Origin of the sequence: Streptomyces sp. NPDC006296 (genome assembly GCF_040613235.1) — a bacterium.
Classification (GTDB): Bacteria; Actinomycetota; Actinomycetes; order Streptomycetales; family Streptomycetaceae; genus Streptomyces.
On the sequence record NZ_JBEXRT010000005.1, the window covers coordinates 136,605 to 159,914 of the forward strand.

General features: G+C 74.3%; 15 protein-coding genes, 1 pseudogene and 1 riboswitch. Of the genes and pseudogenes, 14 read left to right on the forward strand and 2 right to left on the reverse strand.

The window, feature by feature from the left end; genetic code table 11:
• The first annotated feature begins 155 nt into the window (after positions 1-155).
• The 3 genes from ABZ172_RS05580 to ABZ172_RS05590 all read left to right on the forward strand — a co-directional run bounded on the left by ABZ172_RS05580 (position 156) and on the right by ABZ172_RS05590 (position 4,723).
• Positions 156-1,133, forward strand: coding sequence for an SMI1/KNR4 family protein (locus ABZ172_RS05580; RefSeq protein ID WP_356880511.1), 978 nt, complete (start codon positions 156-158; stop codon positions 1,131-1,133).
• Positions 1,130-3,622 (forward strand): SUKH-4 family immunity protein, encoded by a 2,493-nt coding sequence (locus ABZ172_RS05585; RefSeq protein ID WP_356880513.1) that lies wholly within the window; start codon positions 1,130-1,132, stop codon positions 3,620-3,622. The genes ABZ172_RS05580 and ABZ172_RS05585 overlap by 4 nt, the downstream gene beginning before the upstream one ends.
• Before the next feature lie 204 nt (positions 3,623-3,826).
• Positions 3,827-4,723 (forward strand): cellulose-binding protein, encoded by an 897-nt coding sequence (locus ABZ172_RS05590; RefSeq protein ID WP_356880515.1) that lies wholly within the window; start codon positions 3,827-3,829, stop codon positions 4,721-4,723.
• Positions 4,724-4,844: 121 nt separating this feature from the next.
• Here ABZ172_RS05590 and ABZ172_RS05595 read toward each other — a convergent pair whose 3' ends face one another.
• Positions 4,845-6,449, reverse strand: coding sequence for an MFS transporter (locus ABZ172_RS05595; protein ID WP_356880517.1), 1,605 nt, complete (start codon positions 6,447-6,449; stop codon positions 4,845-4,847).
• A 193-nt stretch (positions 6,450-6,642) separates the two neighbouring features.
• On the opposite strand from ABZ172_RS05595, the pseudogene ABZ172_RS05600 reads away from it, so the two are divergent.
• From ABZ172_RS05600 to ABZ172_RS05610, 3 genes and pseudogenes are all read left to right on the forward strand, one after another.
• Positions 6,643-6,846, forward strand: a pseudogene (locus tag ABZ172_RS05600) (hypothetical protein); the annotation flags it as partial.
• A 392-nt stretch (positions 6,847-7,238) separates the two neighbouring features.
• Entirely contained in the window at positions 7,239-10,769 is a 3,531-nt protein-coding gene (mfd, locus tag ABZ172_RS05605; protein ID WP_356880519.1) for a transcription-repair coupling factor, read from the forward strand.
• Between the two features lie 152 nt (positions 10,770-10,921).
• Positions 10,922-11,644 (forward strand): HNH endonuclease family protein, encoded by a 723-nt coding sequence (locus ABZ172_RS05610; RefSeq protein ID WP_356880521.1) that lies wholly within the window; start codon positions 10,922-10,924, stop codon positions 11,642-11,644.
• A 684-nt stretch (positions 11,645-12,328) separates the two neighbouring features.
• Here ABZ172_RS05610 and ABZ172_RS05615 read toward each other — a convergent pair.
• A complete protein-coding gene (locus tag ABZ172_RS05615; RefSeq protein WP_356880523.1) occupies positions 12,329-13,153 on the reverse strand; it encodes a DUF4352 domain-containing protein in 825 nt (274 codons plus the stop codon).
• A gap of 193 nt (positions 13,154-13,346) precedes the next feature.
• On the opposite strand from ABZ172_RS05615, the gene ABZ172_RS05620 reads away from it, so the two are divergent.
• The 8 genes from ABZ172_RS05620 to ABZ172_RS05655 all read left to right on the forward strand — a co-directional run bounded on the left by ABZ172_RS05620 (position 13,347) and on the right by ABZ172_RS05655 (position 23,080).
• A complete protein-coding gene (locus ABZ172_RS05620; protein ID WP_356880525.1) occupies positions 13,347-15,443 on the forward strand; it encodes an N-6 DNA methylase in 2,097 nt (698 codons plus the stop codon).
• A gap of 98 nt (positions 15,444-15,541) precedes the next feature.
• Complete coding sequence (locus tag ABZ172_RS05625) at positions 15,542-16,177, forward strand: hypothetical protein (RefSeq protein WP_356880527.1); 636 nt, start codon at positions 15,542-15,544, stop codon at positions 16,175-16,177.
• The gene (locus ABZ172_RS05630; RefSeq protein ID WP_356880529.1) at positions 16,174-17,709 is read left to right on the forward strand and encodes a serine/threonine-protein kinase; all 1,536 of its coding nucleotides are present in this window, start codon (positions 16,174-16,176) and stop codon (positions 17,707-17,709) included. Before ABZ172_RS05625 ends, ABZ172_RS05630 begins: the two co-directional genes overlap by 4 nt.
• 170 nt (positions 17,710-17,879) lie before the next feature.
• Complete coding sequence (locus ABZ172_RS05635) at positions 17,880-18,536, forward strand: SurA N-terminal domain-containing protein (RefSeq protein WP_356880531.1); 657 nt, start codon at positions 17,880-17,882, stop codon at positions 18,534-18,536.
• 29 nt (positions 18,537-18,565) lie between these two features.
• The gene (locus tag ABZ172_RS05640; RefSeq protein WP_356880533.1) at positions 18,566-19,549 is read left to right on the forward strand and encodes a nucleoside triphosphate pyrophosphohydrolase; all 984 of its coding nucleotides are present in this window, start codon (positions 18,566-18,568) and stop codon (positions 19,547-19,549) included.
• Entirely contained in the window at positions 19,546-20,841 is a 1,296-nt protein-coding gene (locus ABZ172_RS05645; protein ID WP_356880535.1) for a cytochrome P450, read from the forward strand. Before ABZ172_RS05640 ends, ABZ172_RS05645 begins: the two co-directional genes overlap by 4 nt.
• 105 nt (positions 20,842-20,946) lie before the next feature.
• On the forward strand, positions 20,947-21,927 hold the full coding sequence (locus ABZ172_RS05650; RefSeq protein ID WP_356880537.1) for a transglycosylase family protein: 981 nt from the start codon (positions 20,947-20,949) through the stop codon (positions 21,925-21,927).
• Between the two features lie 290 nt (positions 21,928-22,217).
• A riboswitch (cyclic di-AMP (ydaO/yuaA leader) is annotated at positions 22,218-22,387 on the forward strand.
• On the forward strand, positions 22,388-23,080 hold the full coding sequence (locus ABZ172_RS05655; protein ID WP_356880539.1) for a transglycosylase family protein: 693 nt from the start codon (positions 22,388-22,390) through the stop codon (positions 23,078-23,080).
• The last annotated feature ends 230 nt before the right edge of the window (positions 23,081-23,310 follow it).

The following is a 23,310-nucleotide window of genomic DNA, read 5'->3' on the forward strand; positions in this document are numbered from 1 at the left end:
GCAAAACGGGTCTTCGTGTCGTGGTGCGGGGGTTGCGTGGTGGTGTGTCCGTCACGCGCCGGTGACGTTCGGTGAGCGGGGGTGCGGGCCGGGGGGCCTTGTTGCGCCACCGCATAGGCTGTGCGGAACACCGGACGCAGCAGGGGGCAACCGCCATGACGACAGGTCGGCTCGGGCAGCAAGCCGCGCCACCGAATGCGGCCTATGCGGGGCAGGTCGTGCATTTCCCGGATCCGGTCCGGGCGTCCCGTCATCCCAGGGGTGTGCGGGTGGACGGGGACGGTTATCCGGTCCTGTCGCCGTACGCGCGTGCGGCGGCGGAGATCGCGGATCCTCCTCCGGGTTTCGGTGTGGACGAGTTGCGGTTGACGGACTACGTGTCGGCGAACGCGGCGTTGGCGGCGAGCGGTCATGAGCTGTGGGACACGATTCCCGCGGTGGCGACTCCGCACGGCTGGACGTGGCATCACGTGGCGGGTGGCCGGCGGATGGAGCTGGTGCCGGTCGAGGTGAAGGCGTTGTTGCGTCATCACGGGGGGCTGGCGACGGCCGGGGTGGATCAGAACCGTCGGGGTACGCGGCCGTTGCAGGAGACCCGGCCGGCTCATTTCCGGTTGCCGAAGGCGTCGGTCGCGGTGGGTGAGCAGCAGGTGCTGGGGGTCGAGGAGGATCTGGGGTACCGGCTTCCGGGTGCGTACCGGTCGTTCCTGAAGGCTGCGGGTGGTTCGGCGCCGGTGGGTGCGGCGTTGGACGCGGAGCTGGGGCTGCTGGTGGATCAGCCGTTCTTCACGGTGCGTGAGGAGGCGGCGATGAATGATCTGGTGTACGTGAACAAGTGTCTGCGGGATCACTTCACGAAGGACTTCCTGGGTGTGGGTTTCGTCCAGGGCGGCATCGTCGCGGTGAAGGTGCGCGGTGCGGGTGTGGGGTCGGTGTGGTTCTGTGCGTACGACGACGCGCGGGATCAGGACGGCTGGGGTGTGCAGGAGCGGGTGGACCGGCTGCTGTTGCCGTGTGGTGAGGATTTCGACGCGTTCCTGCAGCGTCTGGCGGGTAATCCGCCGGAGTTGGAGACGGTGGCGAACCTGATGGTGGACGGTGGCTTCGCGCGGGCCGTCCCGGTGGAGGGGTGAGCGCGGTGGTGACCTTCGCGCAGGCGCAGGAGCGGGCGGACGAGTGGGTCAACGGTGAGGTGCCCGCGTATCAGCATCGTGAGGTGCGGGTCCGTGAGTTCGAGCTGGGTTTCGTGGTGTGGGCCGAGGACCGTGCGGAGGGTCCGGTCTCGGACGGGGGCCGTCAGCGGTTGGTGATCGCCCGGGACAGTGGTGAGGCCACGTTGTGGCCGGGGCTGCCGGTGGGTGAGGTGATCCGGCGGTACGAGGAGTGTTACGGGGCGTCGGGTGAGGCGGAGCCGGTCGCGGAGGTTCCGGAGCGTATCGATCTGAATCAGACGTCGTTCCTGTTGACTCCGCCGGAGTGGCTTCAGGAGGCGGCGGACAAGCTGGGGATCCCGGACCGGCGTGCGGATGCGGGGGGTTCGGGGGCGGCCGGGTCGTCGTCCTCCGTCCCGGAGTCCGCTGCGGCTTCCGCTGCGGGTCCGTCCTCCGGTGGTTCTGCCGGGGACGCCGTGTCTTCGGCGGCGTCCGTTCCGGGGGAGGGGTCGGGTGCGTCGTGGCCGGCTGCGGGCGGTCGGGCGGATCACGAGCCGACGGCGAACGACGGGGTGCCGGCCGGGGGGACTCCCTGGGCGGGTACGGACACGAACGGGGGGTCGGACGAGGGGGCGGTGCCGCTGCCGGCGACGGTGTTCGCGCCGCCGTTGTCCGGTTCGGACGATGACGGGGTGCCGCCGCCGGTCGTGCCGGCGGAGGCGCCCACGGCGCTGATGTCGGGTGGCAGCCGGTTGCCGGCGACGGCGGTCGTGCCGGGGCTTGATCCGCAGGCGCCGCCGCCGGGGCTTCCCGGTGCGGGCCCTGCGGCTCCGGGTGCCTCGGGTGCTCCGGTTCCGGGTGCGGAGGACACCGGTGCGCGGGACATCGCGGACGCCGCGACGAGCAGGGCCACGGTGCCGCCGCGTGGGGGGCGCGGGACGGGGCCGTCGACCCCGCCGCCGCCCGGGGCGCCGGGTGTTCCGGGGGCGACTCCGCCGCCGGGGCCGGGCGCGTCCTCGGGTGGGTACGTGCCGACGCAGCTCGTGTCGCAGCTCGGTCCGCCGGGGGCGCAGCCTCCGGGTGCGCCGCAGCCGCCGGCTCCGCCCGGTCCTCCCGGTGCGCCGGGTGCGACGCCTCCTCCGGGGGGCGGGGTGCATCATGCGGCGACGATGTTCGCCGACGCGAGCATCGGCGGGCCGAACGCGCCGCGTCCTCCGGGGCCGCCCGGTCCGCCTGCTCCTCCCGGGCCTCCGGGTGCGCCGGGGGCCGCGGGTGTCCCGCAGCCGCCGGCTCCGCCCGGTCCTCCGGGGCCGCCCGGTCCTCCGCCCGGTGCGACGCCTCCTCCGGGGGGCGGGGTGCACCATGCCGCGACGATGCTGGCGGGTCCGGGCCAGGCCGGTCCGGGGGCGCCGCAGCCGCCCGGTCCTCCCGGGATGCCGGGGCAGGGTCCGCACACGCCGCCTCCGGGTGCGTACGGCTATCCGCAGCAGCCCGCGGGGCAGCCGACGGTGGGGCCCGGGTACCAGGCCGTGCTGCGGTTCCGTGCGGCCGACGGCAGTGAGCAGCAGCTGATCCGGCGTTCGGCGCCGGGTACGCCGCATCCGGAGTGGCAGATGCTGCACGAGCTGCGGGCGATGGGTGTGCCGCCGCAGCAGGTCATCGAGCTGCACACGGAGCTGGAGTCGTGTGAGCTGCCGGGGGGTTACTGCGCGCGGATGATCAGGGAGACCTGGCCGCAGGTCCGGATCACGAGTGTGGCGCCGTACGGCACGGATCATGCGAGCCGGCAGCAGGGGATGCAGCATCTGCTCACGCACCAGGGCGAGTTGCACCAGGTGGCGGACGGCCCGGCGCGGCCTGCTCCGGTGCGGGCTCCGCTGCCGCAGGTGGCGCCCGCTCCGGCGGTGCCTCCGGAGGCGCTGGCGGAGGAGCTGCACGGGGCGTTCGGTCCGGGTGTGCTGCGTTTCGATCAGCGTGCGGTGTCGCGTCAGGGTGTGCCCGAGGTGGTGGCGCGGACGCTGGTGTGGGCGGGGCTGCCCGCTGATTTCGGGCCGTTCTTCTGGGCGCAGCCGGGGCATCCGGTGGTGCCGACGCTGGCGGAGCTGGCGGCGCAGCGTCAGGTGCAGGCGGCGTCGGACGCGGGGTCGTACCTGGTGATGGGGTCGGACTTCGGCCGGGCGATCTGTGTGCAGTACGGGACGGCGAACATCGTGGCCGTGCCGGTGGAGGCGGGGCCGGGCGGTCAGCCGGTGCCTCCGCAGTTCGTGAACACGGGGCTGCCGGAGTTCGTGCGGTCGATGGCGTTGCTGGGCCGGATGTGGCGGTTGCGGTTCGGGCTGAATCCGGAGCAGGCGGGCCGGTGGACGGTCGATTTCCAGGCGCAGTTGGCGGCGGTCGATCCGGCGGCGCTGGCGTCGCCGGAGGGCTGGTGGTCGGTTCTGCTGGAGCAGATGTGGGACGGGCTGCTGTGACGGGGTCCGGCCGGGTCTGATCCTGGTCCGTGAGAGGCGCTCGTCCCCGGTGGGGGCGGGCGCCTCTCGGGTGCGTGGTGCTGTGATGCGGGTCGCTTCCGTCCTGAATGCGGCTGATCGATTCCGACTTCCGGGCCAATTACCGCATCCTTGGCGTATTGCTTCATGGTCGGGCGTCGGAGTGCGGGAGAGAGGGCTTCAGGGATGAGTGGTGGACCGGTGTCCGCGTACGGGTTCGTGGGTGTGCGGGGGCGTGGTTACCGCCCTGAGCAGGTGGACCGGACGGTGGCCTCGCTGACGGCGGAGCGGGACGGGGCTCTGGAGCGGATCGCACGGCTGACCGCGCTGGCGGAGGAGCTGTCCGCGGAGTCGGTGCGGCTGGGTGAGGTGGTGGCGTCGCTCGCGCCGCAGACGTACCAGTCGTTGGGGGACCGGGCGCGGCAGATCCTGGAGTTGGCGGAGGCCGAGGCGGAGGCGGCGCGGGGTTCGGCGCTGGAGGACGCCCAGGAGTGGGGGGACGCGGCGGACGGGGCGGGCCGGGAGGTCCGTGAGGCGGCGCGTGAGCGGGCGGGGGCCGTGCGGGGTGCGGCGGAGGCCGCTGCGGAGGAGGCGGTGGCCGCGGCGCGGGAGGCGGCTGCGGCGCTGGTGGAGGAGGCGCGCGGGGAGGCGGGTGAGGTGCGTGGCGCTGCGGAGGCGGAGATGGTGCAGACGCGTCGCCGTACGGAGGGTGTGCTGGCGCATCAGGACCAGGAGCATGCCGAGCGGGGCAAGGCGGCGGATGCGGAGATCGCGGCTGCGGAGGCCGCGGCGGTGCGGCGTGAGGCGGAGATGACGGGGCGTGGGGAGGAGCTGCTCGCGCGGGCGCGGCGGGAGCTGGCGGAGACCGAGGAGGCGGCCCGGCACGGTCAGGAGGACGCGGAGGCGCGGGCGGCGGAGCTGGTGTCGGGGGCCAGGACGGCGGAGGAGCGTGTGGTGCGGGAGACGGAGCGGGTGCTGCGGGAGCACGAGGAGGGCCGTGAGGAGTTGCATGCGCACATGGCGCACGTGCGCAGTTCGCTGGCGGCGCTGACGGGACGGGTGGCGGTGGGACCGGAGGAGTGAGCGCGGCGGGCCGAGGGGGTGTCCGTGCGGAGCCGGGTGCCGGTGGCGGGTCCGGACGACGGGGCCCGTCGGCCTGTTCCCGTGCGGTGAGCGGCCGGGGCCGCAGCCGCTGCGGTGGTGCTCAGTCCTGGGGTGCCGGGGCGGCGGTCTCGTGCTCCTTCAGGAGGGGGAAGCGGCGCGGGGCCAGGAACACGAGCACCAGCAGGGCGAGGACGGCGGCGACGGCGGCGCCGGTGAACACGTGGTCGACGGCGGTGTCGACGGCTCTGCGCAGGTGGTCCGCGGCGGCGGAGAGCGTCGCCGGGTTCTCCAGGGCGTGTGAGACGGCGTCCAGTCCGTCGGGCAGTCCGGTGACCGGGGCGTCGGCCAGCCGGGAGGCGAGCACCCCGTTGGCGACGGCGCCGAAGAGCGCGGCGCCCAGGCTCTGGCCGACCTGGCGGCAGAAGAGCACGGAGGCGGTCGTGGTGCCCCGCTCGGTCCAGCCGACCGTCGACTGGACGCCGACGATCAGCGGGAGCTGGAAGAGTCCGAGGCTCGCGCCGAGCAGCAGCATGAGCAGGGCGGGCTGCCAGGCGGCGCCCGGGTAGGGCAGCAGCGGGAAGCAGAGCAGGACCAGCAGGGCCCCGGTCATGCCGGTGATGGCGGTGCGGCGGAAGCCGATGCGGTGGTAGACCCGGTCGGAGAGGGCGGCGGACACGGGCCAGCTCAGGGTCATCACGGACAGGACGAATCCGGCGGCTGTCGGGCCGAGTCCGAGGACGGACTGGGCGTAGGTCGGCAGGAACACGGTGGGCGCGACCATGAGCAGTCCCATCGCGCCCAGGGCGAGGTTGACCGAGGCGATGGTGCGGCGCCGCCAGACCCAGCCGGGTATCACGGGTTCGGCGGCGCGGCGCTCGACGGCGACGGTCAGGGCGGCCAGCGCGGCGCTCGCCCCGAGCAGTCCGAGGGAGGGGGCGGAGAGCCAGGGCCAGGCGACGCCGCCCTGGACGAGCGCGGTCAGCAGGAGCGCGCCGGTCGCGAACACTCCGAGGGCGCCCGCCCAGTCGATCCGGGGCCGGGTGGCGGGGCGCGGCCGGGCGGGTTCGTGGAGGTGGCGGGCGACCAGCCAGAGGGCCACGGCGCCGACCGGCAGGTTGATGAGGAAGATCCACCGCCAGTCGGCGTACGCGGCGAGGAGGCCGCCCACCGCGGGGCCGGCCACGGACGACGTGGCCCAGACGGTGGACAGCTTCGCCTGGATCTTGGGCCGCTCCTTGAGCGGGTAGAGGTCGGCGGCGATGGTCTGCACGGTGCCCTGGAGGGCGCCGCCGCCGAGTCCCTGGACGACGCGGAACGCGATGAGGGCGGCCATGTTCCACGCGGCGGCGCAGAGCAGGGAGCCGGCCAGGAAGAGGACGATGCCGGTGATCAGGACCGGTTTGCGGCCGAAGGTGTCGGAGAGCCTTCCGTACACCGGCAGGGTGACGGTCACGGCGAGCAGGTAGCCGGAGAACAGCCAGGAGAAGACGGAGAAACCGCCGAGGTCGCCGACGATCTGCGGGACGGCCGTCGCGACGATGGTGCCGTCGAGGGCGGCGAGGCCCATGCCGAGCATGAGTGCCGCCGCGACCGGGCGGCGGCTGCGGGCCGTGTCCCGGGTGCCGTCCGGGGCGGTCCCGCCGTGCACCGCTTCCGGGCTGTCCGTGCCGCCGGTGCCGCCCACTGGTGTCCCTTCCCTATGCATCTATCTGCCGGGTGGTCACTGTCTCACCGCCCGCGGCCTCGCGGGAGGGGCGGGCCGAGGGGTGAGACCCCGGCCCGGGCCGTGGTTCCGGTGCCCGGACCGGGCGCGGCGTTCGGCGGCACCGCGACGGCCGGGCGGGACGCCGCCGACCGGATGCCACCGGGATCCCTGCCGCCGGTCGAGCGGACCCGGGGTCGGCACGACGCGGGCGGACGGTCCCTCCCGTCGCCGGCTGCGCCGCACGATCCGGCCGGGGGCCGTGGTGATCGCCCTGCGCGGTGCGCCGCCGGGACCCGGCCGGGGCGCCTCCGCCCCGGCCGGACTGTGCGCCGTACCGGTGCCGGCTCCCCGGGCCGGCCGGACGAACGATCCGAACACGATCGCCACGGACGGGTGACATCGCCGGACGTAGGATGACGGGTCCGGCCCGGGGCGTTCCTCCAAACGCTCCGGGCCGGATCGTGTCCGGCCGCCGGCCGGGCCGCCGGGACCGGCCCGTCGCCCTGCGGCCCCGCCCGCCGCCCGACGACGACTTCCCCGCAGGTCTCCGCCTTCCGCCGGGCCCGGGAGGAGCGGCGTCCGGCCCCGTGCGCGGTGCACCGCCGGGCCGCCGCCCGCCCGCCCCCGCCCGGTGCGGAGGCGGACCGCCCTCCGTCCCGGCCGCCGCCGGACGGACAACGGCGTTCCCCCGCGCGAGTGACAGACCGGCGTCGTACGCTGGACACCCCGGCCCGTCCCACGTGTCGGGTCCTTCGCGTTGCCCACTCGCCCCACCGGACGGAACCCTTCATGAGCCTGCACGGTCTGCTGGACGTCGTCGTCACCGACCCGGCGCTCTCCGAAGCGGTGAAGGCCGCTTCCGACGGCCACCGGGCCCACGTCGACCTGGTCGGCCCGCCCGCCGCGCGCCCCTTCGCGGTGGCCGCGCTGGCCCGTGAGTCCGGGCGGACCGTGCTGGCCGTCACCGCGACCGGCCGCGAGGCCGAGGACCTGGCCGCGGCGCTGCGCACCCTGCTGCCCCCCGACACGGTGGCGGAGTTCCCCTCCTGGGAGACCCTGCCCCACGAGCGGCTCTCACCCCGCTCGGACACCGTGGGCCGCCGTCTCGCCGTGCTGCGCAGGCTGGCGCACCCCCGCCCGGACGACCCGGAGACCGGTCCGGTCAAGGTGGTCGTCGCCCCGGTGCGCTCCGTGCTCCAGCCGCAGGTCAAGGGCCTCGGCGACCTGGAGCCCGTCGCGTTGAGCGGGGGGCAGGCCGCGGATCTGGGCGAGGTCGTGGACGCGCTCGCGGCGGCGGCGTACGCCCGTGTGGAGCTGGTCGAGAAGCGCGGGGAGTTCGCCGTGCGCGGCGGGATCCTGGACGTCTTCCCGCCGACCGAGGAGCACCCCCTCCGGGTGGAGTTCTGGGGCGACGACGTCGAGGAGATCCGGTACTTCAAGATCGCCGACCAGCGGTCCCTGGAGGTCGCCGAGCACGGGCTGTGGGCCCCGCCCTGCCGTGAGCTGCTGCTCACCGAGGACGTGCGCACCCGGGCGGCGGCCCTCGCCGAGGCGCACCCGGAGCTGGGCGAGCTGCTGGGGAAGATCGCCGAGGGGATCGCCGTCGAGGGCATGGAGTCGCTGGCGCCGGTCCTGGTGGACGAGATGGAGCTGCTGCTCGACGTCCTGCCGCAGGGTGCGATGGCGCTGGTCTGCGACCCGGAGCGGGTGCGGACGAGGGCGGCGGACCTCGTGGCGACCAGCCAGGAGTTCCTCCAGGCGTCCTGGGCGGCCACGGCGGGCGGCGGGGAGGCGCCGATCGACGTCGGCGCGGCCTCCCTGTGGGGGATCGCGGACGTCCGTGACCGGGCCCGTGAGCTGGGGATGATGTGGTGGTCCACGTCCCCGTTCGCCGCCGACGAGGAGCTGGACGGGGACACCCTGAAGCTCGGGATGCACGCCCCCGAGGCGTACCGCGGCGACACCGCCCGGGCGCTCGCCGACACCAAGGGGTGGCTGGCGGACGGCTGGCGCACGGTGTTCGTCACCGAGGGGCAGGGTCCGGCCTCCCGCACGGTCGAGGTGCTGGGCGGCGAGGGCATCGCGGCCCGGCTCGACCCGGACCTGGCCGACCTCGCGCCGTCCCTCGTGCACGTCTCGTGCGGGGCGATCGACCACGGCTTCGTCGATCCGGCGCTGAAGCTGGCCGTGCTGACCGAGACGGACCTGACCGGGCAGCGGACCGCCAGCAAGGACCTGGGGCGGATGCCGGCCCGGCGCCGCAAGTCCATCGACCCGCTGACCCTCCAGGCGGGCGACTTCATCGTGCACGAGCAGCACGGCGTCGGCCGCTACATCGAGATGGTCCAGCGCACCGTGCAGGGCGCCACCCGTGAGTACCTCCTCGTCGAGTACGCCCCCGCCAAGCGCGGCCAGCCCGGCGACCGGCTCTACATCCCGACCGACCAGCTGGAGCAGGTCACCAAGTACGTCGGCGGTGAGGCCCCGACCCTGCACCGGCTCGGCGGCGCCGACTGGACGAAGACGAAGCAGCGGGCGAAGAAGGCGGTCAAGGAGATCGCCGCCGACCTGATCAAGCTGTACTCCGCGCGGATGGCGGCGCCCGGTCACGCCTTCGGCGCGGACACCCCGTGGCAGCGGGAGCTGGAGGACGCCTTCCCGTACGCGGAGACGCCCGACCAGCTGTCGACGATCGCCGAGGTCAAGGAGGACATGGAGAAGTCCGTCCCGATGGACCGGCTGATCTGCGGCGACGTCGGGTACGGCAAGACGGAGATCGCGGTGCGCGCGGCCTTCAAGGCGGTCCAGGACGGCAAGCAGGTCGCGGTGCTGGTGCCGACGACGCTCCTGGTCCAGCAGCACTTCGGCACGTTCACCGAGCGGTACGCGCAGTTCCCCGTCAGCGTGCGGGCGCTGAGCCGCTTCCAGTCGGAGACCGAGTCGAAGGCGACGCTGGAGGGGCTGAAGGACGGGTCCGTGGACCTGGTCATCGGCACGCACCGGCTGTTCTCGTCGGAGACGAAGTTCAAGGACCTGGGCCTGGTCATCGTCGACGAGGAGCAGCGCTTCGGTGTCGAGCACAAGGAGCAGCTGAAGAAGCTCCGGGCCAACGTGGACGTACTGACGATGTCGGCGACGCCCATCCCCCGGACGCTCGAGATGGCCGTCACGGGCATCCGCGAGATGTCGACGATCACCACGCCCCCCGAGGAGCGGCACCCCGTCCTCACCTTCGTCGGGCCGTACGAGGAGAAGCAGATCGGTGCGGCCGTGCGCCGTGAACTCCTGCGTGAGGGCCAGGTGTTCTACATCCACAACCGGGTCGAGTCCATCGACCGGGCGGCGGCGCGGCTGCGTGAGATCGTGCCCGAGGCGCGGATCGCGACGGCGCACGGGCAGATGGGGGAGAGCCAGCTGGAGCAGGTCGTCGTCGACTTCTGGGAGAAGCGGTTCGACGTGCTGGTCTCCACGACGATCGTCGAGTCCGGCATCGACATCTCCAACGCGAACACCCTGATCGTGGAGCGCGGCGACAACTTCGGACTGTCGCAGCTGCACCAGCTGCGCGGCCGTGTCGGCCGTGGCCGGGACCGCGGCTACTCCTACTTCCTGTACCCGCCGGAGAAGCCGCTGACGGAGACCGCGCACGAGCGTCTGGCGACGATCGCCCAGCACACCGAGATGGGCGCGGGCATGTACGTGGCGATGAAGGACCTGGAGATCCGCGGCGCGGGCAATCTGCTCGGCGGTGAGCAGTCCGGGCACATCGCGGGGGTCGGCTTCGACCTGTACATCCGGATGGTCGGCGAGGCGGTGGCGGACTACCGGGCGGCGGTGGACGGCGGGGTCGAGGAGGAGCCGCCGCTGGAGGTCAAGATCGAGCTGCCGGTCGACGCGCACGTCCCGCACGACTACGCCCCGGGGGAGCGGCTGCGCCTCCAGGCGTACCGGGCCATCGCCTCGGCGAACTCGGAGGACGACATCCGGGCGGTCCGCGAGGAGCTCACCGACCGCTACGGCAAGCTGCCGGAGCCGGTCGAGAACCTCCTGCTGGTGGCGGGCCTGCGGATGCTGGCCCGGGCCTGCGGGGTGGGCGAGATCGTGCTCCAGGGCCCGAACATCCGCTTCGCGCCGGTGGAACTGCGCGAGTCGCAGGAGCTGCGGCTGAAGCGGCTGCACCCCAAGACGATCTTCAAGCCGGCCACCCGCCAGATCCTGGTCCCCCGGCCGACCGCCGGCCGGATCGGCGGGAAGCCGGTGGTCGGCCGCGAACTCCTCGCGTGGACCGGGGAGTTCCTCACGACGATCCTGGGGTCGTAGGCCCCGCCCGTCCTCGGCCCCGCCGGTCCTCCGGCGGGGCCGGCGCCTGCCCGCCGCTACGGACCGGCGGGCCGTAGCCCCGCGCCGCCCCGCCCGGTGCCGTGATCGCGGCCCGGCGCCTAATCTGGTCCGCTGTGAAGCCTTCTGACGCAGTGAGCCCCCGAAACCGTTTCCTCGCCCTGGCGGCCCTGGCCCTGACGGGGTCCCTGGCCCTGACCGGGTGTGAGGGCCTGGACGACCTGCCCGACCCCGCGCGTTCGGACGACGCCGCGCCGGCGCCCGGCGGCAGCGCGCTGGAGGCCGCCGAGGGCCTGACGGTCAAGGGCCGGGCCCCGAAGACCGGTTACGAGCGTGGGGAGTTCGGGTCGGCGTGGATCGACACCGACCGCAACGGGTGCGGAACCCGTGACGACATCCTCGCCGACCAGCTCGACGACGTCTCCCGGGACGACGACGGCTGCAAGGTGCTCAGCGGTGTGCTGGACCCGGACCCGTACACCGGGACCCGCATCACCTTCGAACGCGGGCGCAGCAAGGTGGACATAGACCACCTCGTCGCCCTCTCCGACGCCTGGCAGAAGGGCGCCCAGAAGTGGAGCGACGGCAAGCGGCGGGCGTTCGCCAACGACCCGCTGAACCTCGTGGCGGCCGACTCGTCCACCAACCGCAGCAAGGGGGAGGGGGACACCGCGACCTGGCTGCCCCCCAACAAGGCCTACCGCTGTGAATACGTCGCCGGGCAGGTCTCGGTGAAGAAGAAGTACGAGCTGTGGGTCACCCGGGCGGAACAGGACGCCATGCGGGAGGTGCTGGCCGGGTGCCCCGAGCAGAAGCTGCCCTCGGGCGGCAACCCGACCGAGGCGCCGACGCGTTGAGCCGCGGCGGTCCGGGCGGGGCCGCCGCCGGAGCGGGCGCCGCGGGCGTCCGGGGTGGCGGCTGACGCCGTCGGGACCGGCCTGGTGCCCGGTGTGCCCGGCGTCGTTCCGGTGCGGCTGATCCGGTACGTCCCGGCGAACGGTCCGCTCGCCGAGGCCGGGTGGACCGTTCGGGAGCCGACTCGCCGAGGCCGGCTGGACCGTTCGGGAGCCGACCGAGAACGACGGCACGGTGCTGTGGCCGGTGACCGTCGTCCCGGTGGCCCCCGTCTTCGGCCTCGTGCGGTGGTCCGCCACCGCCGCGGTGTGCCGCAGGACCGCATCGGCCCCGCTCCCGTCCCGGACGGCGGGCGCCCTGCCGACGGCGGCGCCGATCGCCGGCACCCCCCGGTGAGTCCCGGCCGGGTCCCGGGGGCCGTGCGGGTGCGCCACCGGACCGCCCGGGTCCGCGACTCCGGTCCGCGCGGTGGCGGGCCGGAGCCGTCCGGGGCGGGATCGGCGTGGTCCGCCCGCCGAACGGCGCGCGGGCAGGACGATCGTCGAGCTGCCTGCCTGCCTGCCTGCCTGCCTGCCCGCCGGCCGGCGCACGAACGGCGCGCGGGAAGGACGGCCGCCGAGCCGCCTGCCCGCCGGTGGACGGGCGGCGCGCGGGCCCCGGGCGGGGCGTCCCGCGCCGTCCGTCGCTCAGAGCTTCAGCTCCCACTGGCTCGCGTCCCAGTCGATGCCGGGGGCGACCTCGACGGTCAGGTTCGCGGCGTCGGCCGGGGCGTCGAAGGCGTACTTCGCCGTCATCTTCCTGCCCGGCCGGAGGGTGCCGGTGAAGCCCTCGCCCACCTCGTCGTCGAAGATCTGCTCGGCGTTCACGCCGTCCTCGCCCGCGCGGGCGTCGACGCCGACGAGCGTCGTGTCGAACTTCTCGCCGCTCTTGTTCTCGATGACGACCGAGACCACGTAGGCGCGGTTGCCCCGGGTGTGACCGACGGCGAACTCGCCCGCGGTGTACGGGACCGGGGCGCCCACCGTGATCTCCAGGCCGTCGTCGTACGCGGCGGAGTCGTCCGCCCGCAGGATGGCGTCCGCGCCCTCGGTACCGCCGGCCGCGCCGTCGTCCGCGCCGTCGGCCGTGGCCGGCTCGGCGGACGCGGAGGCCTCGGCCACCGCCTTGTCGACCTCCTTCATCACCCCGTCCACCGCTTTGAAGGTGAGGACGGCCCCGACGACCGACAGGACCAGTGCGACCAGGCCGAGGACCGCGCCGAACGTCGTGACGCCCTTGTTCGTGGCCTCTCCGCGCGTGGCGCGGCCCCGCCCGGCCAGGCCGAGGATCAGCGCGATGAGGCCGAGGATCCCGGCGAGCCAGAAGAGGAAGGGCACCAGGCCCGAGACGGTCCCGATGATGCCGAGGACCAGGGCGGCGGTCCCGAGGCCGTTCCGGGCGGGACGCGTGCCCGGGATCTGCTCGGGGGCGTACGGCTGCTGGGGCTGCGGCGGCTGTGTGTGCTGGGACATGGCTGTGCCCTCCGGTGAGGAACGAGGAGTGTGAGCAGGGCGGTTCGCCGCATCGCTGTGCGGCAGGTCAATAAGACCATCGACTGTGAACCGAGTCAACATGGCAATCCGTGTGAACCGATGCCGTGTGGCATCGGTATGCTCACCCCCACACAGCAGCGACACCCAGGTGCGCGGAACGGGAGACAGGCCAGTGCCGGATAGCTCGACAGAGGTGACCGCGGCCGGGATCGCCAGGCTCGCCGGGGTGGGCCGCGCGGCCGTCAGCAACTGGCGCCGCCGCCACGCGGACTTCCCGAAACCCGTCGGGGGCACCGAGGCCAGCCCCTCCTTCGCGCTCGGCGAGGTCGAGCGGTGGCTGCGTGAACAGGGGAAGCTCGCCGAGGTGCCGCTGCGCGAGCGCGTCTGGCAGCAGCTCACGGGCCACCCCGGCGGAGCCGTGACCGCGCTCGTCCACGCGGGGTGCGCGCTGCTGCTCGTCCGGGACCGGCCCGACGCCTGGCCGGAGATCACCGCCGGCCCGGACGCCCGGACGGCGGAGGCGCTCCCGGACGCCCTGGACCGCGTACTGGCGGACCGCTTCGGAGCGGAGCGGGCGCTCCCCACGCCCACGGCCGCGGCCCTCCTGCCGTCCGTGCCGCTGCTGCGGGCCGTGGCCGAACTGGCGGCGGAGACCGGAGCCCGGCAGGCCTTCGACTTCCTCCTCGGCCGCCAGCTGGACGCCAACCCGCGTCAGTACACGCTCACTCCGCCCGATCTCGCCGCGCTCATGGCCGGCCTCGCGGAGCCCGCCGGCGGTGCCGACGACGGGAGCGGTGCGGCGGGCTCCCGCGCGGTCCTCGACCCGGCCGCCGGAACCGGCGCCCTGCTGAGCGCCGTCGGGCGGCCCACCGCGCTGTACGCCCAGGAGGCCGACCCCGGCCTGGCGGCGCTCACCGCGCTCCGGCTCGCCCTGCACTCCGCGCCGGCGGGGGCCGGCGGGCCCGCGGTCGCGGTGCGGACCGGGGACACCCTGCGCGACGACGCGTTCCCACGGCTCCGGGTGGACGCGGTGCTCTGCCACCCGCCGTTCAACGAGCGCAACTGGGGCCACGACGAACTGGCCTACGACCCGCGCTGGGAGTACGGCTTCCCGGCCCGCACCGAGTCCGAACTCGCCTGGGTCCAGCACGCGCTGGCCCGTCTCCGGGAGGGCGGCACCGCCGTGCTGCTGATGCCCCCCGCCGCCGCCTCGCGCCGTTCGGGGCGCCGGATCCGCGCCGACCTGCTCCGCCGCGGCGCGCTGCGCGCCGTCATCGCGCTCCCGGCGGGCGCCGCGCCCCCCTACGGCATCCCGCTGCACATCTGGGTCCTCCGCAGGCCGGGTGCCGAGCAGGCCCCGGCACCCGAACTGCTCGTCGTCGACGCGGCGGAGCCCGAGGCGGCCGGCCGCGACCGGCTGGACTGGCCGGCGGTGCGCGCCGCGGTGCTGGACGCGTGGACCCCCTTCGACGAGCCGGGGCGCCGCGAGCCCGTCGAGGAGCGGCCCGGGACCAGCCGGGCGGTGCCCGTCATCGCACTCCTCGACGACGACGTGGACCTGGCCCCCGCCCGCCACCTGCCGCCCCCGGCCGGGGGTGGCGGCGCGGCCGAGCTGGTCCGGGTGCGGGAGAGGCTGGACAGCACCCTGAGGCTGACCGCCCGGCTCACGCCGCCGCCCGCCACCGCCGGCGAACCGGCCGGCCGGCCAACCACCACGGTCGGTGAACTGGCCCGCGCGGGTGCCCTGACGCTGCGGACCGGGTCCGGGGCCGGCGACGGCACGGTGCCGGTCCTCACCGAGCACGACGTCCTCGCCGGCACGGCGCCCAGCGGTACGGCCTCCCCGCAGACCGCGCCGCCGGAGGATGAGCCGCTCCTGCTGGAGGCGGGTGACGTCGTCGTGCCCGTGCTCGGCGGCGGCGCGGTCGCCCGGGTCGTCGACGAGGCCACCGCCGGCGCCGTGCTCGGCCGCAACCTCCAGCTGCTGCGCCCCGATCCGGCCGCCCTCGACCCCTGGTTCCTCGCCGGGTTCCTGCGCGGCACCGCCAACAACCGGCAGGCCAGCAGCTACGCCTCCACCGCCACCCGGCTCGACGCCCGCCGCCTCCAGGTGCCGCGCCTGCCGCCGGCCGAACAGCGGGCGTACGGCGCACGGTTCAGGGACCTCGCCGCGTTCGAGGACGCGCTGCGCACCGCGGGCCGTCTCGGCGGGCAGCTGGTGCAGGGGATGTACGACGGGCTCACGGACGGTTCGGTGGCCCCCGAGTGACGTGAAGCACAACGGTTGCGCACAACCCGGGACCGGTCGGCCGTGTCGGTGTATACGCTCGTCGCACACGTCCGATCCACGCCCTCCGGGAGCAGCACATGCACGGCTACGGCTATCCGCCGGAGCAGCGGCCGACGCGCCGTCCGTCCTCGGCCACGCTGGTGACGCTGCGCGTGGTCTTCGTGGCGCTCGCGCTGCTGAGCTGCGGGTTCCTCGCCTGGGTGCCCATGCTGCGGCTGGCGGTCGTCACCCGCAGGCCGCGCGACTGGTGGCTGTTCGGTCTCGTGCTGGCGCTGAACACCGGACTCGTCGTCTACCTCGGGACGTTGCCGCAGGAGGACGACGTGCTGACGGACGGGCAGGCGGTCGTCTTCCTGTCCTGGGCGATGGTCACCTTCGTCGGCGCGGTCACCTACTACCTGTACGCGGAGATCCGGCACTTCGGCCCGTACGGCGGTCCGCGGGGGAGCCACGCCGGCCCGTACGCCGGGCCGCCCCCGGGGGCGCCCACGTTCCCTTCCGGCGGGTACGCGCCGTGGACCACGGCGCCCGGTCCGCCCGTGCCGAACACCCCGTCCTACGGCTACCCGCCGGCGCCGCGGCAGAGCCCCGCCGCCGCTCCGGAGCCGCGGCCCGAGACCCCGGCGGCCGCCCCGCCCCAGCGCCTGGACCAGGTGCGCGCCGAGCTCGACGCGCTGAGCGACTACCTCCGCAAGGAGGGTGACGGCCGGTGAACGGCCGTGTCATCGGCGGGCGTTACGCGCTGGCGGCCCTTCTCGGCCAGGGCGGCATGGGGCAGGTCTGGACGGCGTACGACCAGCGGCTCGACCGCAGGGTCGCGGTGAAGCTGCTGCGCCCCGACCGGGTGGCGGGTCCCCCGGGCGGCGAGGCGGCCGACGAGCTGCGGCGCCGGTTCGTCCGCGAGTGCCGGGTCACGGCGCAGGTCGACCACCCCGGCCTCGTCACCGTCCACGACGCGGGCAGCGACGGCGAGGACCTGTACCTCGTGATGCAGTACGTCGAGGGCGCCGACCTCGCCGACCACCTCGCCGAGCACGACCCCTACCCCTGGCCCTGGGCCGTCGCGGTCGCCGCGCAGCTGTGCGCGGTGCTCTCCGCGGTGCACGCCGTGCCGATCGTCCACCGCGACCTCAAGCCGCGCAACGCGATGGTGAAGCCGGACGGCACCGTCACCGTGCTCGACCTCGGTATCGCCTCCGTGATGGACACCGACACCACCCGTCTCACGCACACCGGCTCACCGATCGGTTCCCCCGCCTACATGGCCCCCGAACAGGCGATGGGCGGCGCCGTCGGCCCCTACACCGACCTGTACGCCCTCGGTGTGCTCCTGCACGAACTCCTCAGCGGGGACGTGCCGTTCGCCGGTTCCACCGCCCTGGGGGTCCTGCACCGCCATCTCTACGAGCCGCCCGTGCCGGTGCGCCGGCTCCGGCCCGAGGTCCCCGCCGCGCTCGAAGCGCTCGTCCTGCGGCTGCTGTCCAAGGACCCGCAGCACCGCCCCGCCTCCGCCCAGGAGGTCTACGAGTCCCTGCGGCCCCTGCTGCCCGTCAGCGGGGCGCCGGCCGGGCCCCTCGACCCGACCAGGCCCTTCCTGCGCCCGCACGCCCCGTGGCCCGACCGGGCGGCCGCCCCGCCGCCGGCACCCGCCCCCGCCCAGGAGCCGCCCGCCCGCCCGAACGTGGCCCGGGCCGTCGACGAGGTGAAGCGGCTGCTCGGCGAGGGCCGCATCACCCAGGCCGTCGACGTCCTCGGCGGGATCCTGCCCGCCGCGGCCCAGGAGCACGGCGAGCACTCGCCGGTCGTACGGATCCTGCGCAAGCAGTACGCGGCCACGCTGATGGACGACGGCCAGTACCGCCGGGCCCTTCCGGAGCTGCGCCGCCTCGCCGAGGACCGCACGGCGGAGGCGGGCCCCTCGGACCCCCAGGCCCTGCAGTTCCGCTACGACGCCGCGCAGTGCCTGGAGCAGCTCGGCGAGGCGGCCGCCGCGCTCGCCGAGTACCGCGCCGTCCTCCCGCACTACGACCGCGGCTACGCGACCTCCACCGGCCCGGACCGCGCGTTCGACATCCGGCGGCGGATCGCCCACCTCCTGCTCGGGACGGGGGACCACCGGGCGGGCCGTGCGGAGTTGCAGGCCCTCCTGCACGACACGGAACGCGTCTACGGTCCGCACCACCCGCTCCCCGTGGACCTCCGCCGCCAACTCGCCCACCACCAGGACGTCCGGGGATCGGTGTGAGGCACGGGACGGTCGAAAACGGTCGGCCGGGACGGATTTCGTCCCCGACCCCACACTGACCGGTCCGGAAATCGTTGGTCGAAGCAGTGGCCCGAATCACGTCCACTGCCTAACATCGATCACCGCAAGGCTTTGTGCACCGATGCACAAACTCTCCCCGGGAGGCTCCTTTGCACCGCCGTCGTCGCACCGCGCTCGCCCTCACCGCCGCCACGCTCCTCGCGGCACCGCTCCTGACCGCCTGCGGCAGCGAGGCCCACCCCGGTGCCGCGGCCGTGGTCGGCGGTGAGCGGATCGACGTGGCCACGCTCCAGGCCGAGGCGGCCGACGTGCGCACCGCGCAGCAGGGGGCGGAGCGGTCCGACGAGCTGGTCTCCAAGTCGGGCCAGCTGAACCGGGTCAAGCTGTCCGGCCTGATCTTCGGGCGGGTCCTGGACCGGGCTTCGAAGGACGCCGGGGTGAGCGTCAGCCGCAAGGAGATCCAGCAGATCCGCAGCGTCGCCGCCGAGCAGTCCGGCGGCGAGGAGGGCGTGCGGACCCTGATGCTGGAGCAGCGCTGGGTCGCGCCCGGCCAGATCGAGGCGAGCCTGCGCCAGGAGGTCCAGCTCCAGAAGCTGGCCCGGGCGCTCGGCGCCGACCTGCAGAGCCCCACCGGGGTGCAGGCCGTCGGGCAGGCCCTCACCGGGGCGTCGAAGGCGCTCCACATCGACGTCAACCCGCGCTACGGCAGCTGGGACGACCAGAAGGTCCAGCTCAGCACGTACAAGGCGCCGTGGATCAGCCAGGTCACGCCCGTGCAGGGGCAGGACCCCGAGGCGGGCGCCTGACCCCGTCCGCCCGGGGGTAGGTTCGGGGGGTGAACGCTGAAGACCCCGGCCGCATCGTCCTGCTCACCGCCAGCCACCGGGTCGCCCCCGGTCTGCTGTCCTGGCCCGCCTGGCGGACGCTCCACGCCGCCGACCGCGTGCTGTGCGCCGAGCGGGACCATCCGCAGCTGCCGTACCTCGCGGAGGCGGGGGTCGCGGTCGAGCACACCGCGCCCTCGGCGGAGGAGCTGGTGGACGACTGCGCGGGCGGCCGGACCGTGGTGGTGCTGGTCGGCGGCGAGGGGAACCAGCCGCTCACCGACGGCCTGGCCCGGCTCGGCGGTTCGGGCCGCGTGCGGATGCCGGACCTGGAGCTGCTGCCCGGTTCGTACGACCTGCCCGGCGCCCGGTTCCTGGACCTCGTCCAGGTGATGGACCGGATCCGGCTGGAGTGCCCGTGGACCTCGCAGAAGACGCACGAGGGCCTCGCGAAGTACGCCATCGAGGAGGCGTACGAGCTGGTCGAGGCCATCGAGACCGGCGACCGCGAGGAACTGCGCGAGGAGCTCGGCGACGTGCTGCTCCAGGTCGTCTTCCACGCACGCATCGCGCAGGAGGACCAGGAGGAGCCGTTCGGCATCGACGACGTCGCGGCGACGCTCGTCGAGAAGCTGATCCACCGCCATCCGCACGTGTTCGGCGACGAGACGGCCGAGACCCCCGAGGACGTCCACGCCCACTGGCTCCGCACGAAGGCCGTGGAGAAGCAGCGCGCCTCGGTCACCGACGGGGTGCCGCTCGGGCAGCCGGGCCTGGCGCTGGCCGCCAAGCTCGGCGGCAGGGCCCGGACCGCGGGCCTCGACGTCCCGCTCCCCGAGGGCGACGGGATCGGCCACCGGCTGCTGGCCCTCGCGGTGCGGGCGGAGCGGGACGGCACGGACCCGGAGGCCGCCCTCCGGGCCGCCGCCCGCGCCTACCGGGACGTGATCCGGGCGGCGGAGGGGCTCGGCGGCCCGGATAACGTCGAGGAGTGAACGACAGCCCCGACACGCCCCCCGCGCCGGACACGGCACCCGAACTCTTCACCTGGGAGTTCGCCACCGACCCGTATCCCGCCTACGCCTGGCTCCGCGAGCACAGCCCCGTGCACCGCACGACGCTGCCCAGCGGGGTGGAGGCCTGGCTGGTGACCCGGTACGCCGACGCCCGGCAGGCGCTCGCCGACACCCGGCTCTCGAAGAACCCGGCGCACCACGCGGGATCCGCGAACGCCAAGGGCAAGACGGGCATTCCGGGGGAGCGCAAGGCGGAGCTGATGACGCATCTGCTGAACATCGACCCGCCGGACCACACCCGGCTGCGCCGGCTCGTGTCCAAGGCGTTCACACCGCGCCGGGTCGCGGAGTTCGCGCCGCGCGTGCAGGAGCTGACGGACCGCCTCATCGACGGCTTCGCGGAGAAAGGGGAGGCGGACCTCATCCACGACTTCGCGTTCCCCCTCCCCATCTACGCGATCTGCGACCTGCTGGGCGTGCCGCGCGAGGACCAGGACGACTTCCGGGACTGGGCGGGCATGATGATCCGGCACGGCGGGGGGCCGCGCGGCGGGGTGGCCAGGTCGGTCAAGAAGATGCGCGGCTATCTCGCCGAGCTCATCCACCGCAAGAGGGAGGATCCGGGCGACGACCTGATCTCGGGGCTGATCCGGGCGAGCGACCACGGCGAGCACCTCACCGAGAACGAGGCCGCCGCCATGGCCTTCATCCTCCTGTTCGCCGGTTTCGAGACGACGGTGAACCTGATCGGCAACGGCACCTACGCCCTGCTGCGCAACCCGTCCCAGCGCGAGCGCCTGGAACGCTCCCTGGCGGCGGGGGAGACGGACCTCCTCGCCACCGGCGTCGAGGAGCTGCTGCGCCACGACGGCCCGGTGGAGCTCGCCACCTGGCGCTACGCCACCGAACCCGTGGCCCTGGGAGGGCAGGACATCGCGGTAGGGGACCCCGTCCTCGTCGTCCTGGCCGCCGCCGACCGCGACCCGGCCAGGTTCCGTGAGCCGGACACCCTGGACCTCGCACGCGGTGACAATCAGCACCTGGGCTACGGCCACGGGATCCACTACTGCCTCGGGGCGCCGCTGGCCCGGCTGGAGGGGCAGGTGGCGCTGGCGACCCTGCTGCGGCGCCTCCCTGACCTGCGGCTGGCCGCGGATCCCGCCGATCTGCGCTGGCGCGGCGGGCTCATCATGCGGGGACTGCGCACCCTTCCGGTGGAGTTCGAGCCGGGGCGCAGTCCCGCAAACGGTGACACACCGTCAACTCTGTGACTTTCGCGTGATCTCCGCTGCATCGACTTGTGACACACGTTCGAGTACGGCTAGGTTCACCGTTCGACTCACCCTTCACATGTCAGTCACACGGAAGGCAAACCCATGGGCTCCGCGAACGGCAGACACCGCCGCCCTCGTCAGGCACCCGCCATCGTCGTCGCCGCAGGCGTCACCGGTTCGGCCATCGCCATCCCGCTGCTCGCCGCGGGCGGTGCGCAGGCCGCCGACGCCTCGACCTGGGACCGGGTCGCCGAATGCGAGAGCGGCGGCATGTGGAGTGCCGACCTGGGCAACGGCTACTACGGGGGCCTGCAGTTCTCGCAGGAGACCTGGAAGGACTACGGCGGCACGGTGTACGCGCCCCGCGCCGACCTGGCGAGCCGTTCGCAGCAGATCTCGGTCGCCGAGAAGCTGCTGGACGACAAGGGCCCGCAGGCGTGGCCCAGTTGCGCCGTGATCTCGGGGCTGGCGCTGGACGGCGCCCTGCCCGGCGTCGACCCGGGCGACGAGCCGACCGCCGAGCCCACCGACACCGCCACCCCCTCGGCCGAGGCGTCGGACCCGGCGGACACGGCGGACGACGCGGACACGGCGGCCGACGCGGACGCGGCGGCCGACACGGACGCGTCCGCCGGCGCGGAGAAGCCGGAGAAGACGGGCGAGCCGGAGAAGACCGAGGGCGCGGGCAAGGCCGACGCGTCGCCGTCCGCGACCCCGTCCCCCGAGGCGTCCGGTGCGACGGCGGGTGGCACCGCGAAGGGCGGCAAGCACCGCGGCACCCCGGCCGCCGAGGAGAGCGCCGGTGCGGCGGCGGGCGAGGGCCGCGAGTCCGGCCGGCACGCCTCGCGCGGCGACGCCGAGGCCCGCCAGGGCGCCGAGGGGACGTACACCGTCCGCGAGGGCGACAACCTCTGGGCGATCGCCGACGCGCAGGAGCTCCCGGGCGGCTGGACCGCTCTCTACGAGGCCAACAGGACCGAGCTGGGCTCCGACCCGGACCTGATCCTGCCCGGCCAGAGCCTGGACCTCGGGCTCGCGGCGGACGCGGCGGCCGACGGGGCGGAGACCGCGGCGGCCGGCTGATCGGCAGCGGGAAGACGCCCCCGGAACGGGGCTGGTGAAGAGGCCTGTGTCCACGTGTACGCGAGTGAGACATGGGTCTCTTTGCTTCCCCTCGTACGTCTTGTCCGGCCGGTCCGCCCATGGCGGTCATGACCTGCGAAAACGGACCGCACAACTGGATCGTTACGGGCTGATTGACCGTGATGTCCGCCTTTGAATGTCGGGGTTGTGTGTGTCTACGGTCGGAGCCGCTCGCACCGCGGGCACCTTCGACCGTCACGCCGAATCCTGCCGTCGGCCGAAGGGGACCGACGCGTAAAGCGCCGTAGGCAGGAGCGGGGGAACCAGGTAGGTGCCGGACCCGGCCGTCGTACGACGGGCAGGGCCGGCTGGGGGTGAAGCCGCCCGCGACTGCGGACGGCCGGGCAACTCACAGGCCCGAACCCGACAGCTCACCTCGTAGGCGTCGGTGAGGAGAACCATGCTGCTTTCCAGCAAGGGCAAGCACCGTCGCCCGTCCAGGGCCGTCCGCATCGCGACCCTGGCCGGTGTCACCGGTGCCGCCGTCGCCGTGCCGCTGATGGGCGCGACCGGCGCCTCCGCCGCCTCCGTCGACACCTGGGACGCCGTCGCCCAGTGCGAGTCCGGTGGCAACTGGTCCATCAACACCGGCAACGGCTACTACGGCGGCCTGCAGTTCTCGCAGTCCAGCTGGGCCGCCGCCGGCGGCACGCAGTACGCCGCCCGCGCCGACCTGGCCAGCAAGAGCCAGCAGATAGCCGTCGCCGAGAAGCTCCTCGACCTGCAGGGCCCGGGCGCCTGGGCCTGTGCCGGTGCCGGCGGCCTGACCGACGACGGTGTGGACCCGGGTGTCGACACCGGCTCCGCGAAGAACGGCGACACGGCCCCGCAGGCCGCGCCGGAGCGCAAGGCCGAGCAGCCCACCACGCGCAGCGAGAAGCGCACGGCCCCCCAGAAGACCGTCACCACCCCGACCGGCCAGAAGGTCGAGAAGGGTGACGGCGAGTACAAGGTGAAGGCCGGCGACACCCTGAGCAAGATCGCCGGCGCCGAGAAGGTCAAGGGCGGCTGGGAGAAGCTCTTCGAGCTGAACGACGACATCGTCGACGACGCGGACCTGATCTTCCCGGGTCAGCAGCTCCACCTGAAGTAGTCGCACACCGCTCGGGGTCCCCTCCTGCCCCGACGGCCCGGCCCGGCGCGCAGACCCCCCGCGTGCCGGGCCGGGGCCGTCTCCGGCACCCCCGCGGCGGGTGCGGTCGCGGGCCGGCCCCGAAGGCGCGTGTTCATGTCTTGTGGTTACCCGCCGGTAAAATTCTGAAGCTTTGCCCGTTCTGCATGCCCTTGGGTCCTTTTTCGTCCCAGGGGACGGGCGGACGGCCG

Bases quoted from the DNA above. Each gene is read 5' to 3' on its own strand.
- ABZ172_RS05580 (WP_356880511.1), top strand. From the start codon at position 156: ATGACGACAGGTCGGCTCGGGCAGCAAGCCGCGCCACCGAATGCGGCC.
- ABZ172_RS05590 (WP_356880515.1), top strand. From the start codon at position 3,827: ATGAGTGGTGGACCGGTGTCCGCGTACGGGTTCGTGGGTGTGCGGGGG.
- ABZ172_RS05595 (WP_356880517.1), bottom strand. From the start codon at position 6,449: ATGCATAGGGAAGGGACACCAGTGGGCGGCACCGGCGGCACGGACAGC.
- mfd (WP_356880519.1), top strand. From the start codon at position 7,239: ATGAGCCTGCACGGTCTGCTGGACGTCGTCGTCACCGACCCGGCGCTC.
- ABZ172_RS05615 (WP_356880523.1), bottom strand. From the start codon at position 13,153: ATGTCCCAGCACACACAGCCGCCGCAGCCCCAGCAGCCGTACGCCCCC.
- ABZ172_RS05625 (WP_356880527.1), top strand. From the start codon at position 15,542: ATGCACGGCTACGGCTATCCGCCGGAGCAGCGGCCGACGCGCCGTCCG.
- ABZ172_RS05650 (WP_356880537.1), top strand. From the start codon at position 20,947: ATGGGCTCCGCGAACGGCAGACACCGCCGCCCTCGTCAGGCACCCGCC.
- ABZ172_RS05655 (WP_356880539.1), top strand. From the start codon at position 22,388: ATGCTGCTTTCCAGCAAGGGCAAGCACCGTCGCCCGTCCAGGGCCGTC.